The organism is Capnocytophaga cynodegmi (genome assembly GCF_002302475.1).
In the GTDB taxonomy this organism is placed as follows: Bacteria; Bacteroidota; Bacteroidia; order Flavobacteriales; family Flavobacteriaceae; genus Capnocytophaga; species Capnocytophaga cynodegmi.
The window spans coordinates 399,168-416,245 of sequence record NZ_CP022378.1 but is presented as its reverse complement, the minus strand read 5'-3'; the positions used below and the strand labels follow the sequence as shown (position 1 = coordinate 416,245).

At 33.6% G+C, this 17,078-nt stretch carries 14 protein-coding genes; 6 read left to right on the top strand and 8 right to left on the bottom strand.

Annotated elements, in window-relative coordinates:
• Positions 1-52 precede the first annotated feature (52 nt).
• From CGC48_RS01930 to CGC48_RS01920, 3 genes are read left to right on the top strand one after another with little or no spacing between them, the layout of a single operon-like run.
• Positions 53-985: a TlpA family protein disulfide reductase gene (locus CGC48_RS01930; protein ID WP_098028242.1), complete on the top strand. Its 933-nt coding sequence runs from the start codon at positions 53-55 to the stop codon at positions 983-985.
• A 58-nt stretch (positions 986-1,043) separates the two neighbouring features.
• Positions 1,044-2,303 carry a putative DNA modification/repair radical SAM protein gene (locus CGC48_RS01925; protein WP_111995079.1) on the top strand — a complete coding sequence of 420 codons (1,260 nt, stop codon included), beginning with the start codon at positions 1,044-1,046 and terminating at the stop codon, positions 2,301-2,303.
• The gene (locus CGC48_RS01920; protein WP_098028241.1) at positions 2,303-3,061 is read left to right on the top strand and encodes a TIGR03915 family putative DNA repair protein; all 759 of its coding nucleotides are present in this window, start codon (positions 2,303-2,305) and stop codon (positions 3,059-3,061) included. Before CGC48_RS01925 ends, CGC48_RS01920 begins: the two co-directional genes overlap by 1 nt.
• 3 nt (positions 3,062-3,064) lie before the next feature.
• On the opposite strand, the gene CGC48_RS01915 is transcribed toward CGC48_RS01920, so the two are convergent.
• The 3 genes from CGC48_RS01915 to CGC48_RS01905 all read right to left on the bottom strand — a co-directional run bounded on the left by CGC48_RS01915 (position 3,065) and on the right by CGC48_RS01905 (position 4,759).
• Positions 3,065-3,697 (bottom strand): Crp/Fnr family transcriptional regulator, encoded by a 633-nt coding sequence (locus tag CGC48_RS01915; protein ID WP_098028240.1) that lies wholly within the window; start codon positions 3,695-3,697, stop codon positions 3,065-3,067.
• Between the two features lie 95 nt (positions 3,698-3,792).
• Positions 3,793-4,206: a DUF6691 family protein gene (locus tag CGC48_RS01910; RefSeq protein WP_098028239.1), complete on the bottom strand. Its 414-nt coding sequence runs from the start codon at positions 4,204-4,206 to the stop codon at positions 3,793-3,795.
• Position 4,207: 1 nt separating this feature from the next.
• A complete protein-coding gene (locus tag CGC48_RS01905) occupies positions 4,208-4,759 on the bottom strand; it encodes a YeeE/YedE family protein (protein ID WP_098028238.1) in 552 nt (183 codons plus the stop codon).
• 143 nt (positions 4,760-4,902) lie between these two features.
• Between CGC48_RS01905 and CGC48_RS01900 the strand changes: the two genes are divergently transcribed.
• Entirely contained in the window at positions 4,903-5,997 is a 1,095-nt protein-coding gene (locus tag CGC48_RS01900; protein ID WP_098028237.1) for a CapA family protein, read from the top strand.
• A gap of 70 nt (positions 5,998-6,067) precedes the next feature.
• Here the strand turns inward: CGC48_RS01900 and CGC48_RS01895 are convergent, their stop codons facing one another.
• Positions 6,068-7,546: a RagB/SusD family nutrient uptake outer membrane protein gene (locus CGC48_RS01895; RefSeq protein ID WP_098028236.1), complete on the bottom strand. Its 1,479-nt coding sequence runs from the start codon at positions 7,544-7,546 to the stop codon at positions 6,068-6,070.
• An 11-nt stretch (positions 7,547-7,557) separates the two neighbouring features.
• A complete protein-coding gene (locus CGC48_RS01890; protein ID WP_098028235.1) occupies positions 7,558-10,587 on the bottom strand; it encodes a SusC/RagA family TonB-linked outer membrane protein in 3,030 nt (1,009 codons plus the stop codon).
• 252 nt (positions 10,588-10,839) lie between these two features.
• On the opposite strand from CGC48_RS01890, the gene CGC48_RS01885 reads away from it, so the two are divergent.
• Together CGC48_RS01885 and CGC48_RS01880 are read left to right on the top strand one after the other, a co-directional pair.
• The gene (locus tag CGC48_RS01885) at positions 10,840-12,114 is read left to right on the top strand and encodes a M16 family metallopeptidase (protein ID WP_098029734.1); all 1,275 of its coding nucleotides are present in this window, start codon (positions 10,840-10,842) and stop codon (positions 12,112-12,114) included.
• Positions 12,115-12,179: 65 nt separating this feature from the next.
• Positions 12,180-14,204, top strand: coding sequence for a M16 family metallopeptidase (locus CGC48_RS01880; protein WP_232780534.1), 2,025 nt, complete (start codon positions 12,180-12,182; stop codon positions 14,202-14,204).
• A gap of 64 nt (positions 14,205-14,268) precedes the next feature.
• Here CGC48_RS01880 and CGC48_RS01875 read toward each other — a convergent pair whose 3' ends face one another.
• Genes CGC48_RS01875 through CGC48_RS01865 form a run of 3 tightly spaced genes read right to left on the bottom strand, consistent with a single transcriptional unit; the run spans position 14,269 to position 17,042 of the window.
• Positions 14,269-15,393, bottom strand: a complete 1,125-nt coding sequence (locus tag CGC48_RS01875) for a peptidylprolyl isomerase (RefSeq protein WP_098028233.1) — start codon at positions 15,391-15,393, stop codon at positions 14,269-14,271.
• A 38-nt stretch (positions 15,394-15,431) separates the two neighbouring features.
• Positions 15,432-16,025, bottom strand: a complete 594-nt coding sequence (gene gldI, locus CGC48_RS01870) for a gliding motility-associated peptidyl-prolyl isomerase GldI (RefSeq protein ID WP_098028232.1) — start codon at positions 16,023-16,025, stop codon at positions 15,432-15,434.
• A 21-nt stretch (positions 16,026-16,046) separates the two neighbouring features.
• Positions 16,047-17,042 carry a DHH family phosphoesterase gene (locus tag CGC48_RS01865; RefSeq protein WP_098028231.1) on the bottom strand — a complete coding sequence of 332 codons (996 nt, stop codon included), beginning with the start codon at positions 17,040-17,042 and terminating at the stop codon, positions 16,047-16,049.
• Positions 17,043-17,078 lie beyond the last annotated feature (36 nt).

Sequence of the window (17,078 nt, the reverse complement as noted above, 5' to 3'; positions counted from 1 at the left end):
TTTGTTTTTATTTTGATATTGTGCTAACTTTGCCAGAAAAGGATTATACATTATGAATAAAACGGGAGATTTTCGTAGGTTGATATTAGGAGTTTTAGTTTATGCAGCAACTTTTGGGATAATATTTTTGTTAGCAAGATTTATTGAGATACACCAAATAAGAACATTAAAGTGGATTCCTATACTAATGACTTGTTTGGGATTTTACCTTGCTGGACGTATTAATCAAAAAACTAGATTGTCTCTTTTACCTTTTTTACTTGTAGGACTTTTTGCTTTCGTTCCGTTAAAATTTTTTTACATTCCGTTCGTTTTTGTCTTGATTTTGTGTGCTGTATTGGCTTTGCTACTTTCGCGAAAAGAAATTCTACCAAAAACACGTTTCCTGTTTTTGATTCCTCTGTTAGGAATTTTTGGATATTTTTTATTTTCACAACCATTGATAATCAGAAAGAAAGGCTTTTCCGTAGATGAAATGGGAAATTTGCATAATGTGATGGTTTTGTGGGATTTCAGAGAGTCATCACCTACGAAGTTACCTCAATATACATTTAAAAATTTAGAAGGAAAAGATGTGCAACTTTCTGATTTTGAAGGTAAAAATGTGTATGTGACTTTTTGGGCTACTTGGTGTGGACCTTGCAAGGCTGAAAAGCCAAGACTTGAGGAAATTAAGGCAATGTTTAAAAATGACGAAAATCTTATCTTTATAGATATTTCCTTAGATACCAATCGTTCCTCGTGGGAAAAATTTATATCAGAACAAAAACCTGCTGGAATTCAGTTGAATTCAACTAATGAGAGGCAAACGAGAGAGGCTTTTCAGATAGCAGGAATTCCTCATAATATTCTGATAAGCAAAGATGGTTACTACAAAAGTTTTAGTCGCCCTACCAGAATCACAGAAAATCAATTAGAAATGCTTAAAAGTTCTGAAAAAATAGATGATTATGTCAAAACTACTGCAAAATATTTTGAAAAGTAATAAATAAAATTCATATTTGTCAAAATAAATCCTAAAAAATAACTGGAAAATTATCTAAATGAATTTTGATAGAATCAACGAAAAGCTCTCCATTTTGGCAGATGCTGCCAAGTATGATGTGTCTTGTTCTTCAAGTGGAGGTAATAGAAAAAACACTCAAGGAGGATTGGGAAATTCCTCTTTTTCAGGGATTTGCCATACCTATACGGAAGATGGAAGATGTGTATCTTTACTGAAAATTTTACTTACAAATCATTGCATTTACGATTGTATTTATTGTGTTTCACGAAAAAGCAATGATATTAAACGAGCTGCTTTTACTGTGGAAGAAGTGGTGGATTTAACAATTAATTTTTACAAAAGGAATTATATTGAAGGTTTGTTCTTGAGCTCAGGAATTTTTAAAAATCCTGATTATACAATGGAGCGTTTGGTACGAGTTGCAAAGGAGCTCAGATTGACGCACAACTTTAACGGATACATACATTTGAAAACTATTCCAGGAGCTTCTGAAGAGCTACTACTTGAGGCGGGTTTGTATGCCGATAGATTAAGTATAAATCTTGAAATTCCGACAGTTTCAGGACTAAAACTTCTCGCTCCAGACAAAAATCATCAAGAAATGATGAAACCAATGGATTTCGTGAAAAATGAAATCGTTCGTCATAAAACGGAAAAGAAAATAATCAAATCAACTCCCAAATATGCACCAGCAGGACAAAGCAGTCAGTTTATAATTGGAGCGGCTGGTGAAAATGACATTCAAATAATACGAAGTGCTGATTATTTCTATAAAAAATTCAATCTGAAACGTGTTTATTATTCTGGTTATGTTCCTGTAATTCAAGATAATCGATTACCAGCTATTTCTACACCTGTGCCTATGGTTCGGGAAAATCGATTATATCAAGCTGACTGGTTAATGCGTTTTTATGGGTTCGAGGCACAGGAAATACTTGACCCTAAAAGTCCTTTTTTGGATTTGGAAATTGATCCAAAATTGGCTTGGGCATTAAGGAATATAGATAAGTTTCCTGTAAATCTGCAAGTTGCTCCATTAGAAATGATACTTCGAGTACCTGGAATAGGACAAATTTCAGTCAGAAAAATAATCAATGCACGGAGATTCCAAATCATTGGAATAGAACATTTGAAAAAAATGGGAGTAGCTGTTAATAGAGCTAAGTTTTTTATTGATTTTCAGACGACAAATCCTTTCTTAAAGCATTTGGATAAAATATCTTTACGTCAAATTATTCTGAAAGATTCACAATCAAAATACAGAAAAGATTTTTCGCAACAATTGAGTTTATTCTGATGACACAACTGATTTACGATGGTAGTTTTGAAGGGCTACTCACTGCTGTTTTTGAAGTGTTTGAGTACAAGTATAATGATGTGAATATTGTTTCAAATCAGTTTGTTATGACACATTTATTCGCTGAAAAGCATCTTGTTGTTACCAATTCAGAAAAAGCAGAGCGTGTTATAAAAGGCGTTGAAAAATATGCTGACAGAGCGGCGGTGACGATGTTGCTTTTGGTTTTCCTATCAGAAAATAATTCACGAGAAAATTTAATTTTCTATGCCATAAAATACCTTGTACAAGAAAAAAGAAATATTTTCCAAAATTTTGCCGACAATTACATAATGCAAATTTCGAAAATTGTAAAATCTGTAAAAAGGGAAAAGCATCGTATGGAGGCTTTTGTTCGCTTTCAGCAACTTCAGGATTCTTCATTTTATGCTCATATAGCTCCTGATTTTGATGTACTTCCCTTAATTGCTCCACATTTCAAAAATCGTTATTCCTCTCAAAAATGGATGATTTACGATTTGCACAGAAATTATGGTATATTTTATGATTTACAACAGGTTGATTTTTTCATTCCTGATGAACAAATGAAAAAAAATCTTCACAATCCGTCATCACTTTTACACGAAAAAGAACGAAATTATGAGTTACTTTGGAAAAATTATTTTGATAGTACCAATATAAAAGAACGAAAAAATAAAAAATTACACTTACAACATCTTCCTAAAAGATATTGGAAATATCTCACGGAAAAAAAGTAATTTTTACAAGAGTTCAATACTATTTCTGTTGAGTTTTATTTTTTGTTCTCTTTCAAGAAGTTTTAATAACCTGGAAATAACAACACGCGAACTATTGAGCTCCCCAGCAATTTCTTGATGCGTTTTGTTGATTATGCTTGAATTTTCAACTTTACTTCGTTCCGAAAGGTAATTGTACAAACGTTCATTCATATTCATAAATGCGATATTGTCTATGGCAGAAAGCAATTCTTCAAAGCGATTATTGTAACTTTCAAAAATGAATGTTCGCCAACTTCTGTATTTTCCTGACCATTCTTCCATTTTTTGAACAGGAATCATTGCTACAATTCCGTCAGTTTCAGCAATAGCTCGAATTTTACTTTTTTTGTTTCCAGAACTGCAATTTAAGGTCATAGCACAAGTGTTACCTCTTTCAACAAAATAAAGCAATAACTCACCAATGTCGAAATCTCTCCGCATAACTTTGATAGTTCCGCATAAAATTAGAGGTATCGACTTGATATATGCGTCTATGTCCATCAGTACATCGTCTTGCTTAAATTCCACGAAGTGAGATACTTCAACTATTTCAGAGATTAGTTCATCTTCAAAAATATGGCTGTAAGCTTTAGTAACAAGCTCTTTGTAAGTCATTTTATCAATAATTTATTTTGATTTTCTACTTTTGTTTAAAGAGATAGAAAACTCGAATGTACAAAATTATGATATTTGTTCGAAAAAAACGACGATTAATGAGGTAATTTATCTTTAAAAACTCCGTACAGATAAGTCCCAATTAAGGCTCCGATAATGGCAATCAAAATAGACCAGACACCAGCTCCTAATAACACAAACATAGGTCCTGGACAAGCTCCAACTAAAGCCCAACCCAATCCGAAGAAAGTCCCTCCGATAAGATAACGAGCAATTTTTCTTTCTTTAGGTTGAATAACAATGGGGTTGCCTTCAAAATCTTTTTCACCTGTTCGTTTTATCCATTGAATGCCTAGTATTCCAATAACTAAGGCACCTCCAATAAATCCGTACATATGAAACGATTGGAAGTGAAACATTTCATAAATTCTGAACCAAGAAGCAGTTTCAGTTTTGTACATTATGATTCCAAAAATAACTCCTAAAGATATGTAAACCAGATTTTTCATTTTATCCAAAAATTAAAGGTAGTAAAAAGTGAGACATTATGAGACCTCCAATAAAGAAGCCTATCACGGCAATTAATGAACCAAGTTGTAAGTCACTTAATCCTGAAATAGCGTGTCCTGATGTACATCCTCCAGCGTAACGCGTTCCGAAACCAATAAGTAAACCTCCAACAAGTAAAATAATTATATTTTTTACAGATAAGTCATTGAAAAGTTCTGAAGGAGAGTACATTACACCCGCACTATTAAAACCAAGTTGTTTCAATTCAACGATTGTTTTTTCGGAAATTTCTGGAACGTGGTTATCCGACAGGAAGTGGAAAGCAATTGCTCCTCCCAAAATTGACCCTACTAAAAATAATAGATTCCATCGTTGGGCTTTCCAATCAAAATTGAAAAAACTACACGATTTCCCAGCTCCCATTGCGGAACAAAGCGTTCTGAAGTTGGAGGAAAATCCGAAACTTTTCCCTAATAGAATAAGTAAAATCATTAGTAAACCAATTAAGGGACCTCCTATATACCAAGGCCAAGGCTGTAAAATCCATTCCATAAAAAGTATATTTTGTATTTAATTGGGGGCAAAAGTAATATATCAATAACAATGATTTTGTAACAAAGGTTACATAAAGTAGAATAAAACGTGAAAATGCGTAATTGTCAAAGATTTTACTATTTTTGCGAAAAAAATCTGTAATGAAGCAAATATTTTTTTTACTATTTTCAATTTTTATTTTCGAAGTTAAAGCTCAACAATCGGGTAATACAATGTCTCTTTTGTTTATGGGAGATGTAATGGGGCATAGTCCTCAAATTGATGGTGCGTATAATCCTGAAACAAAAACCTATGATTATCAGCCTGTTTTTGAAAAAGTAAAACATTTTTTTCAAAAGGTTGATTTTGCTATTGCTAATTTGGAAGTGACTTTAGCAGGAAAACCCTATAAAGGATATCCACAATTTTCATCACCTGATGCTTTGGCAGTTGCTTGTAAAGAAAGCGGAATAGATGTGTTTGTTACAGCAAATAATCATTCGTGTGATAGGGGGAAGGAAGGAATCATCAGGACTTTAAATGTATTGGATTCACTTGAAATAGCTCATACAGGAACTTTCCGAAATCAGGAAGATTTCGGTAAAAACAATCTCTTGATTTTATCAAAAAATGGAATAAGTGTTGGAATTTTAAACTATACTTATGGTACAAATGGCTTACCTATTCCTGAACCTACTATAGTGAATTTGATTGATTTAGAGCGAATTAAGTTAGATGTAGAAAAGGCAAAAGAGCAAAATCTTGATAAACTAATCGTGGTGATTCATTGGGGAGTAGAATATCAGCAAAAACAGAATAAAAAACAAGAGGACATTACGAATTTCTTATTTGAAAATGGAGTAGATGTTATCATTGGTGGACATCCACACGTTTTGCAACCGATGTACTACACTCCAATGACGAGTTTGCATAACGAGCGTCTGGTGGTATATTCTTTAGGAAATTTTATTTCAAATCAAAGAAAAAGTCCTTGTGATGGTGGAGCTATGTTCGAGATAACATTTTTTAAAGATGGACAAACAACCCAAATTATAGATAAAGGTTATCATTTGGTTTGGGTAAATAAAACTCAGAAAATCAATAGTAAACATCATCTTTTTGAAATACTTCCGTGTAAAGAATATGAGAAGGATAATTTTAAGGATTTAGATAAAAAAACAATCGATTCAATGAATATTTTTATTGAAAACTCACGAAATTTATTTAAAAATAATATTTTAGTGAAAGAAAAATAGAATTTTATTGAAAAATAAGATATAAAAAAAGGAGCAAATTTTCGCTCCTTTTTTATATTATGATAAGTTTCTACCAACCAGGGTTTTGTTGCAACTTTCCGTGTTCTCTATCTCTTGCAGGAACAGGCCACACGAATTTGAAATCGTCAGCTGGACGATTTAACTCATAATATTGGTCTTTTGGTGTATCTTCCAAAAATTCCGTATTTTGCGGAGTTCTTCTGGTAACGCCCTCCTTCCATCTTTTTAAATCAAAAAGTCGGAATCCTTCAAAAGCTAACTCACGTGAACGCTCATTTTTAATTTCCTGAAATAAAGCATCTCCAGTAACTGTTACACTTGATAAACCTCTTGCTTCTCTTAATAAGTTGAGGTATTTTCGTGCGTTACCCTCATCATTATTTTTGAAAGCACTTTCACTGGCTATTAAGTACAACTCTGGAATGCGGAAAACCTTTGGTGCGTGAGCATAGTTATCGCTTCCTGTTGTTGATAAGGCTTCATTTATAGGATATTTATGTACGATGTAAATATCAGAGTAAGGTTTGTTAAATGCTGTAAATAACTCAACTTTTTCAAAATAAACGCTTTTTCTGTAATCGTTATCTTCGAACAAATCAACAGTCCATTTTGTAGGAACGTAATCAGACTTATATCGTTTTGAGGAATCTATGTAAAAATATATGTTATTAGTAGAAGGCAACTGATTAGGAGTAGCAATGTAAAGTTGCGTAATGCTTTCCTGTGCATTATCCTTGTGCCATATTTCTCTCAATTCATCAGAAGAAGTAGCTAAGGCATACGTATTCGAAAAAATTAAATCTTCTGCTACTTTGTAAGCATCTTCCCATTTTCCCATATACATTAAAACTCTTGCTTTTAAGGCTTTAACAGCATCAATAGTAAAAGTATCGGCATTGATAGCTCCTGTTTTATTTTTTAGCAAGTCTTCTGCTTTTGTTATGTCGGATAGAATAAAATCATAAGTTTCTTGTAAAGAGGCTCTTTGGTTTTTAGTTTTCACATCATAAACTTTTTCCAAAGGTAATCCTAAATCAGTAGAAGCTGTATTGGCATCATACACTTTACAAAAAGCAGTTGCTAATCGTGTGTACAAAAAGGCTCTACCTAAATGCATTTCACCAGTATATTGTTTTAGCAATTCCTCTTCATCAGCGTCTTTTGGCTTAATTTTTGGGAATCCTTCAAGGGCTGTATTGATATTAGCAATAGTTCTATAATTCTCAGCCCATATTTCTCGAATGTTACCATCTGAGGCTGTAAAAGGTTCCCAACGGTGTATATCGCTATAAGATCTTGAAGAGACCATATTGAGTAAGTCTGCTTGTACTTCATTAATACCTACATATGCTCCATATACAGTTTGTCGTAGACGAATGTACATACCATTTGTCCAATATTCGGCATCTATAACTTTTTCAAAAGTTTCATTCCTAGAAATTTCTTCATAGGGTGACTTATCTAAGTTACTACAACTACCTAATGATAAGGTAATTACAAAAATGATAATATATGTAAACTTTTTCATTTTGCTTTTAATTAAAATTGAACTTCTATTCCAAAAGTATATTGTTTCGTACTTGGGTTTGCTCCTGATGATATATCCACATCAAACTCAGGGTCTAATCCTGTGTATTTAGTGAATGTAAGTAAGTTACGTCCTGTTCCGAAGAAACGAATTTGTTTGAAAAATCTTATTTGCTTGATAGCTTCCTCAGGAAGAGTGTAAGAGAGTGTTATATCTTTCATACGAATGAAAGAAGCATCTTCAATCAAGCGGCTGTCGTACTGTGTAAATAAATTTCCATGTTCATAACTTGGGAAACGAGCGATATCACCAGGTTTTTTCCAGTTGTCAAATATTGTTCTACTTTGGTTATTATCTGGATGTAAAGTTGTATTAATTGGATTTTCAGTATAATAACGGTCTGCGTTTATCATATATTTTCCTGATGAAAACGAAAAAGACATCTGCAAACTAAAAGCTTTATAACCAGCATTCAAACCAAAACCACCATTGAAAGGAGGATTTCGCTTGATACCCGTATTTTGTCGAAGATCGTGCTCATCAAAAGTAGTCGTAACCTTGCTATCATCTTTAACTCGTTGTGTGATATCTTCTCCTGGTACATACCACTCTGAACGTCCAGTTTCAGGATTTACGTGTTTGAATATAGGATATACATACAATAAGGGTTGCCCTACAATTTGGCTAACTGGGCTAGATTCTCCGATAATGTATGGTCTTCCTTCGTGTAAAGAAAGAATTTTCTCTTGGTTGTAATTAAGAGATATGAAAGGTGTTACATAGAATTTATTTTTCTCATTAGCAAATAGGTTAGCTGAAAATGAAACGTCAACACCTCTGTTTCTAAAGCTTCCTCCATTTTCCATAATTCCTATAGTACCTGAAAAGGAAGGACGATAAATATGACCTAACATATCGGTAGTTTTTCGCTCGTAAAAATCAACACCTAAGCTGATTTTTTTGAAAAGAGCAACATTGAATCCAATAGTGGTTTTTAATTGTTTTTGCCATTGTAAATCTGGATTGCCAGGATCACTCAACAAATAGCCTGTTTTGTCCTTATAGTAACTATTATTACGAACTAAAGCTAAAGAGGCATAGTCAGAAATTACATCTGAATTTCCACTGGTTCCAATACTGAATTTCAAATCAAGATTGTCTATCCACGAATGCTTTTTAAGGAAGTTTTCTTCACCAATTTTCCACAATGCACCAAAAGCCCAAAAGTTAGCATATTGATTATTTGCACCAAAACGAGAAGAACCATCACGACGTGCAGAAATATCAAAGAAATATTTGTCTTTAAGTTGATAATCAATACGTCCAAAGAATGAATTGTAACCAATTTCTGAACGTCTTTCTCCTATTTCTTTGTTTTTATCTCCGTGTATGAGTAATGTGGCTTTATCTGAAGTTTGCCCCTGTGTCGAAGCACTAACAAAACCATAATTTTCGTCAATACTTTCTTGCCCCAATAGGAAAGTAAGGGTATTACTATCATTAACATTCCATTTGTATTCAGCAGTATTGGTGAATGTTTTTATGAGTCGCTCTACAATGGTTCTACTTGCAAAAGCCTCTCCTCTGAAAAAATACTCTCTTTTTGCTCTTTCTACATACGAAGGAAGTAATGTCTCTTCACTACGCACATTGAAATATTGCAGCCCAAATTGTGATTTCAATATCAAATTTTGGATTGGTGTAATTGTAATATTTGCCTGTGGAGTAAAATTAGTATTTTTTGACAAAGATGGATTGTTTTCTGCCAAATAGTGTGGGTGAGGTAGCCCTATGACAGGTATATAGTCGTAACGATTTCCATTTTCATCAACAGGTGAATAAATAGGGGGGGTAAGTACAGAAAGACTTCCATAAAAACTATTAATACCTCCACCTGCGTTAGGATTTTGCATATATTCTGCATATCCAGATGAAAGGCTAAGTTCAGTTTTAAGCCAATTATTTATATTACTATTAAGATTGAAACGAGCTGTATATCTCTTAAAACCAGAACGATACATAAGTCCTTCTTGTTCATAATAGCCCCCAGAAGCATAGTAGCGAGTATTACTTCCTCCTCCCATAAAGGAGATATTTATTTGTTGGTCAGGTACATTATCTTTAAAGTAAACCCTGTCCCAACGCACCTTATTAGGAAATTCTTTAAGAAGTTCATCAGCCTCTTCTCGTGTTTTTTCTCCCTTTTCAACCAAGAAACTTGCATATTCTTCTGGATTCATCATACCATCAAAGAACTTTCTACTTGCCAAACTTGAAAAACCATACTGAGAACTTATGGTAACTGTAGCAGATTCTCTTGTTTTTCCACTTTTGGTTGTTATATAAACCACTCCGTTGGCAGCTCTGGTTCCATAGATTGATGTAGCTGAAGCATCTTTTAAAACTGAAACGCTTTGAAAATCAGAAGGATTAAGCAAAACTACGACGTCTTTTGATACAGGCGAACCATCAAGGATGAACAGAGGATTATCTGCTCCTCCATAGGTAGAACCCATTCCGTGTAAACGAATGCTTCCCATTCCGTAAGGCTCACCAGAGGTAGAAAAAATAGAAAGTCCAGCTACTTTTCCCTGCAAAGCGTCTAAAACACTTGCTGAAGGCTTATTTGTTAGCTTTTCTCCTTCTACCTTTACAATGGAACCTGCAATGGTGCTAATTTTTTTAGCAGAGCCATAACCTACCACCACAACATCATCAAGCTGATTGATAGATTCCTTAAGAACAATTGAAAAATTGCTGTCCGTTGAAGTTACTTTCTTTTCTTGAGTGTCCATACCTAAGTATGAAAAGACAAGTATGTCACCTTCTTGAGCTTCAATCTGAAATTGTCCGTAAAAATCAGTTTCTACACCTTTCTTTGTGTTTTTAATAATAACACTAACCCCTGGTAAAACAATACCAGTAGCATCTGTAACTCTTCCTGTTACAATCTTTGTTTGGGCAAATAAATTACCAATTCCCAAACTCAAAACAATGACTACCAAAAGCCATTTAAATGCAGTTTTGTTTTTGTGTTCCATTATAAATATATGCTAAATATCAACGGCAAATATATTATATTATTTCAAATAAATGCAGTTTTTTAGAAAAAAGTATGTTGTTGTTTTTTTAATTTTTTAGAGAAATGAAAGCTTGAAGAATTTTTTTGTAAGACATTTTGAAAAAATGTATTTTTTAAAAGAATTAATTTTTATTTTAGCCGAAATTTTACCATTTAATGTATGAAAAATGAATTATTATTAACAGCAGTTATGCTTTCAGGAAGTTTTAGTATGGCACAGGAAGTTGCTTTTGAGGAGTATGACCTGACAAATGGCTTACACGTTATTTTGCATCAGGATAATTCGGCACCCGTTGTAGCTGTGGGAGTTATGTACCACGTGGGGGCAAAAGACGAAGACAGGACTCGTACAGGATTTGCGCATTTTTTTGAACATCTTTTGTTTGAAGGTACGCAAAACATTGAACGGGGAAAATGGTTCGATATTGTATCTTCAAACGGAGGTACAAATAACGCTTTCACGACACAAGACAAGACCTACTATTACGAAGTTTTTCCTTCAAACAGTCTTGAATTAGGACTTTGGATGGAATCTGAACGACTTTTACACCCTGTAATTAATGAAATTGGCGTAAGTACACAGAATTCTGTCGTGAAAGAGGAGAAAAAGCAACGTCTTGACAATGCTCCTTATGGGAAAATTATGTATCGTACAGGAATAAACCCACATTTATTCAAAAAACATCCCTATGGAGAGTCCGTTATTGGACAAATTGAACATTTAGACGCGGCAAAGTTGGAAGAATTTATCGCTTTCAAAAAGAAATTCTACAATCCGAATAATGCCGTTTTGGTTGTTACAGGAGATTTTGAGAAGCTCCAAACTAAAAAGTGGATTGAGAACTATTTTGGGTCAATTCCTAATACGGGAGAAAAAATCGTTCGTACAAAAATTCAGGAAGAACCGATTACAAAAGCTATTAAAGTAACTGATTATGATGCAAATATTCAGCTGCCTATAAAAATATACGCCTATCGAACTCCTGGAATGACTGAAAAAGATGCGTATGTTTTAGATTTAATTTCTTCAATTTTAACAGGAGGAAAAAGTTCACGTATGTATAAAAAGATGGTTGATGAAAAGAAAACAGCTTTGCAGGTGTTAGCTTTTTCAGATTCGCAGGAAGATTACGGAACATATATTATGGGGGCTTTGCCAATGGCAGGAATCAGCTTAGAAACGCTTGGTAAAGAAATGGATGAGGAAATTCAAAAACTTCAAAATGAGTTGATTTCAAAAAGAGAGTTCGACAAACTCCAAAATCAAATAGAGAGTCGCTTTGTAAGTGCCAATTCAAATATGGAGGGAATTGCTCTTTCATTGGCAAATTATTATCTTTTTTATAAAGATACTGGTTTGATAAACAAGCAAATAGATATATATCGCTCTATAACCAGAGAAGATATTCAGCGTGTAGCTAAAAGATATCTTAATGAAAATCAGCGTTTAGATCTTGATTATTTGCCTGAAAACTTAAAACAATAATTTTAATGATTACGCGTATGAAACTGAATATAAAATTTCTAATAACATCAATTTTTTTATTTGCAATGTCAATGACAAAGGCTCAGGTAGATAGGTCAAAAATGCCTGTTTCAGGAAAAACTCCTACCATTAATTTGGGAACTCCCACAACGTATAAATTGCCTAACGGATTAACATTATTAGTGGTAGAAAATCATAAGCTTCCTAAAATAAGTGTTAGTTTGAACATTGATGAAGCTCCTATTCTTGAGGGAGATAAGGCGGGAATTTCTGAAATTACATTAGCTTTGATGGGAAATGGAACGACATCTATTTCAAAAGATGCTTTTAATGAAGAGGTGGATTATTTGGCTGGAAATATCTCATTATCAGCAAGAGGAGCAAGTGCATCTTCACTAACCAGATATTTTCCACGAATCTTACAGCTTATGGCAGATGCTGCACTAAATCCCAATTTCACCCAAGAGGAATTGGATAAAGAAAAAGCCAAATTAGTTCAAGGAATTAAGGCTGGAGAAAATAGTGCAGAGTCAATCGTTGGGCGTGTACAAGGTGTGTTAGTCTATGGGAAAAATCACCCTTACGGAGAATATCTAACGGAAGAAACTATTAATAGCATCACTTTGGAAGATGTTAAAGCTTTCTATAAAAAGCATTTTTTACCAACAAATGCATATATGGTAGTTTCAGGAGATATTAATCCGAAGGAAGCTAAAAATCTGATAACTAAATATTTTAAAGGGTGGAAGTCAATAAGAACAACTTCTGAAGAATTGATAACTCCTAAAAATGCAGAAACTACACAAATCAATTTGGTGGATTTATCCAGTGCGGTTCAATCTGAAATACGTGTGGATAATTTGATTGATTTGAAAATGTCTGATAAAGATTACTTTCCTGTGATTATAGCCAATTATATTTTGGGAGGAGGTTTTGGAAGTTACATCAATATGAATCTGCGTGAAAAAAATGGATTTACTTATGGTGCAGGGTCCTATACCAAACCAAATAAATGGACAAAAGGGAATTTTGGAGTTTCGACCAAAGTAGGAAATAATGTAGTGGACCGTGCTGTTCTGGAGATTTTAAAAGAAATTCAACGTATTCGTAATGAATATGTTAGTAATGAACATCTTGCCCAAGCAAAATCTCAATATTTAGGTAAGTTCATAATGGCGACAGAAAATCCTCAAACAACAGCAAGTTATGCAATTAATATAAAAACACAAAACTTGCCTGATGATTTCTATAAAAATTATATTGCAAATATAAATGCGGTAACTAAGGAAGATATCAAACGCGTTGCTAATAAATATTTTAATATTGATAATCTGCGTTTTACGATTGTTAGTAAGGCGAGTGATGTAGCCGATAAATTTGAGAATTTGACATTTGAAGGGAAAAAGTTACCAGTTTTTTATTTTGATAAATACGGAAACCCAACCACAAAGATTACTCAGAAAAAAGAAGTTCCTGCTGGGGTAAGTGTAAAAACTATTTTAGAAAATTATTTAAAAGCTATCGGAGATGTGAAATCTGTAAAAACAATACTGATGGAGGCAAAAGGAGAGATACAAGGAATGCCAGTAGATTTTTCCATAAAACGTAGTGGTAATGACAAGTTTTTACAAACGATGGGAGCAATGGGAATGATGCTTTCCAAACAATTGGTTAACGGAAATATTGTTTCAGCAGAGGCACAAGGACAGAAAATTCCTCTTTCGGATAAAGATGCTGAAGTGTTGAAGAAAGAAGCAGGTGTTTTTCCTGAAGTTAATCAAATTAGTGATAGTAGTTTGAGATTGATAGGGATAGAATCTCACGAGGGGAAAGACGTTTATGTGATTGCTCTTTCTGATAGTAAAAAGGTTTTCTATGATGTAGCTTCAGGTTTGAAAGTTGCAGAAGTTTCTGTTGCAGAGATGGGTGGTCAAACTTTTGAAACTATTGTAACTTATGGTGATTATCGTGAAGTTAAGGGGATTAGATTTCCTTTTGTGATTTCATCTTCAATGGCTGGTCAGGCTTTTGAATTTAAAGTTACAGACTTAAAATTGAATGAAGGAGTTTCAGATGCTGATTTTCAGTAGTTCTTTTCTGTAAATAAAAAAGCGGCTTTATTTTAGCCGCTTTTTTTATTTTATAAATCATTTTTTATTGTGCAATTCCAACAATTTCAATATCAAAAATTAAATCGCTATTTGGAGGGATAACTCCTTGAGCCCCTCTTTCTCCATATCCTAACGCAGAAGGAATGAAAACTCGAGCTTTTTCACCTACTTTTAAAGTAAGTAAAGCCTCTTTAAAGCCAGGAATTAATTGAGCAGATTTGTTGTAATCCATTGGTATTGGGGTATATCCATTACCTCTTTCACGTGCTACATTGTATTTTCCGAAAGCTTCTTCTACCTCTTTTACGTTTGAATCGAATAGTGTTCCATCGGTCAAATATCCAGCGTAATTTACAAGAACCTGTTGTGTGTGTTTAGGAGTTTCTCCCTCACTTTCTCTTAAAATGAGAACTTTTATTCCAGAAGGGAACGCCTTAGCTTCAGTCTCTTGTACTTTAACTTCAGCTAAAAATTTATTTGTAGACTCTTTAATTTTGTTTTCTCTTTCTTTTTCTCTTTTTTCTGCATTAGCAAAATAATCTTCGATGGTTTTAACGGCATTGAATTTTTCAGCTCCTTTTCCACTACGTATGATTGATATGCTGTTGATTTTCACATCTTCAATAGGTCTGTTTGCCTCCGCAGTAGCTACATTAGCAATAGAGTCAATTACTTCCAATCCTTCAACGGTTTCACCAAAAACTGTATGTCTGCCATCAAGGTGAGGAGTTGGTACGTGAGTTATGAAGAACTGGCTACCATTGGTTGCAGGTCCTGCATTTGCCATTGAAAGTATTCCTTTTTTATCGTGCTTTAGATGGTCAACAAATTCATCTTCAAATCGATAGCCTGGGTCGCCCATTCCAGTTCCTGTTGGGTCCCCACCCTGAATCATAAAATCCTTGATAACACGATGGAAAATTACACCATTGTAGTAAGGTTTCCCTTTGAATTCACTTTTCACAAAAGAATTTGTCCCTTCTACTAATGTAACAAAGTTTGCCACAGTAACGGGCGTTTCTTCGTAATTAAGTTTTATGATGATATTCCCTTTATTAGTCTGAATATCAGCAAATAATCCATCTCCTAAGTTAGAAGGTTTCTGCGATTTGCAACTAAAGAAAATTGCCGTTGCAAAAAACAACATAATGATGTTCATTCGTTTCATAAAATATTGATTTTTAATTAAATTTTTACTTGAAAACTTTATTGATTTGATAAAATTGTATCTTTTTTAGTATCTATTTCCTGTGTATTTTTATTTTTCTCGATTTTTATTACTCGTATTTTGGCAATGATTGGCTGATTATTTTCAATTTTGTCTTTATCGCCTCGATACCCGTAAGCAATTTCTGAAGGAAAGAAGAAAACACCGTTTTCTCCCTCTTTTAAAATTTTTAAAGCAGATCGAAGTCCCAAAAAAAGCTCTTCTTTTTCAACAAAATATTGATAATTCCCATCTTCTGATTCACTATAAATTTCACTTCCGTTGATGTCAGAAATACTATAGTTGTAAATTACTTTATCGCCAAACTGAGCTGTATAGGTAGCGTCAGGATTTTGTTGCGTGTAGTAGAATTTGAACCCGTGTTGCGAATCGACAAAGTTGTGTAATGTATCTTTTTTGATTATGGAATCAATCAAAGCTTCTTCCGAGCTAAGAAGTTGTTTGTTTTTTTCTGCTGATTCTTTCAAAAAAGTATTACCACTCTTGACAGAAATTGGGCGACGAGCTGGTTTTTCACTACAACTCATTATCAAAAGAGCCATTGTAATCAAAAAAGTCAATTTTTTAAACATAATTCTCCTGTTTTGATTTTGTTACTGAAATTCGGGTAACACCTTTAGAAAAAAAGCGGTAGCTTCCTCCATTGAGCCGTCAAATCTTCCTCCAGCAGCATTGATATGTCCTCCTCCATTAAAAAACTTTCGGGCAAAAGAATTTACATCGTGCTGATTTTTAGAGCGAAAAGAAATTTTTATATAGTTTTTCTCCTGAATGAAAATAGCAGCTAACTTCGTATCCTTGATGGTCAAGCCATAGTTCACAAATCCATCAGTATCTCCTTTCTGGCTGTTGTAATGTGCTAATTCTTCAGAAGTGAGTGTAGTATAGGCTGTGTTGTATTCTTTCAGGTAAACCATATTTTTAAGAGCTACACTCATTAGCTGTATTCTGTTGTAAGAATTATTTTCAAATACATTACTATTTATTTGGCTGTTATTAGCACCTTTTTCGATTAAAAAAGAAGCTATTTTGAATGTATTGCTTGTGGTTGATGCATATTTAAAATTGCCTGTATCGGTCATAATTCCTGTGTATAAGCAAGTTGCAATGATTTGATTTATAGAGTTTTTGTCTCCCATAGCATCAATGAAAGAGTAAATCATTGAACACGTTGAACTTGCATTAGGATTAGAAAACGTAATTTGAGCATAATCTTCAGGAGCTTGGTGATGATCAATCATAACAAAGGTAGCCTCTGAAGATTCCAACAACGGAGTTAGTACATCAGCTCTTTTAAGTGAGTTGAAATCTAATGTAAAAATTAATCCCGACTTTTCGATTTGTTCAGTAGCTTTTTCTGGTTCATTGTCATAAACAAGAATGTTTTCAGCTTCAGGTAGCCACTTTAAAAAATCAGGAAAATCATTTGGTGATACGACCTTAACATCTTGATTATGAGTTTTTAGATAGTGATACAATCCCAAACAACTACCTATAGCATCGCCATCAGGATTTTTGTGAGGAATAATACTTATTTTCAATTGCTTATCAAGCAATAACTTTATAAATTCAATATCTTTAATATTCATACAGGTCGCGAAGATACAATAATATTTTATTTATCA

Bases quoted from the DNA above. Each gene is read 5' to 3' on its own strand.
- CGC48_RS01930 (WP_098028242.1), top strand. From the start codon at position 53: ATGAATAAAACGGGAGATTTTCGTAGGTTGATATTAGGAGTTTTAGTT.
- CGC48_RS01925 (WP_111995079.1), top strand. From the start codon at position 1,044: ATGAATTTTGATAGAATCAACGAAAAGCTCTCCATTTTGGCAGATGCT.
- CGC48_RS01920 (WP_098028241.1), top strand. From the start codon at position 2,303: ATGACACAACTGATTTACGATGGTAGTTTTGAAGGGCTACTCACTGCT.
- CGC48_RS01915 (WP_098028240.1), bottom strand. From the start codon at position 3,697: ATGACTTACAAAGAGCTTGTTACTAAAGCTTACAGCCATATTTTTGAA.
- CGC48_RS01910 (WP_098028239.1), bottom strand. From the start codon at position 4,206: ATGAAAAATCTGGTTTACATATCTTTAGGAGTTATTTTTGGAATCATA.
- CGC48_RS01905 (WP_098028238.1), bottom strand. From the start codon at position 4,759: ATGGAATGGATTTTACAGCCTTGGCCTTGGTATATAGGAGGTCCCTTA.
- CGC48_RS01900 (WP_098028237.1), top strand. From the start codon at position 4,903: ATGAAGCAAATATTTTTTTTACTATTTTCAATTTTTATTTTCGAAGTT.
- CGC48_RS01895 (WP_098028236.1), bottom strand. From the start codon at position 7,546: ATGAAAAAGTTTACATATATTATCATTTTTGTAATTACCTTATCATTA.
- CGC48_RS01890 (WP_098028235.1), bottom strand. From the start codon at position 10,587: ATGGAACACAAAAACAAAACTGCATTTAAATGGCTTTTGGTAGTCATT.
- CGC48_RS01885 (WP_098029734.1), top strand. From the start codon at position 10,840: ATGGCACAGGAAGTTGCTTTTGAGGAGTATGACCTGACAAATGGCTTA.
- CGC48_RS01880 (WP_232780534.1), top strand. From the start codon at position 12,180: ATGTCAATGACAAAGGCTCAGGTAGATAGGTCAAAAATGCCTGTTTCA.
- CGC48_RS01875 (WP_098028233.1), bottom strand. From the start codon at position 15,393: ATGAAACGAATGAACATCATTATGTTGTTTTTTGCAACGGCAATTTTC.
- gldI (WP_098028232.1), bottom strand. From the start codon at position 16,025: ATGTTTAAAAAATTGACTTTTTTGATTACAATGGCTCTTTTGATAATG.
- CGC48_RS01865 (WP_098028231.1), bottom strand. From the start codon at position 17,042: ATGAATATTAAAGATATTGAATTTATAAAGTTATTGCTTGATAAGCAA.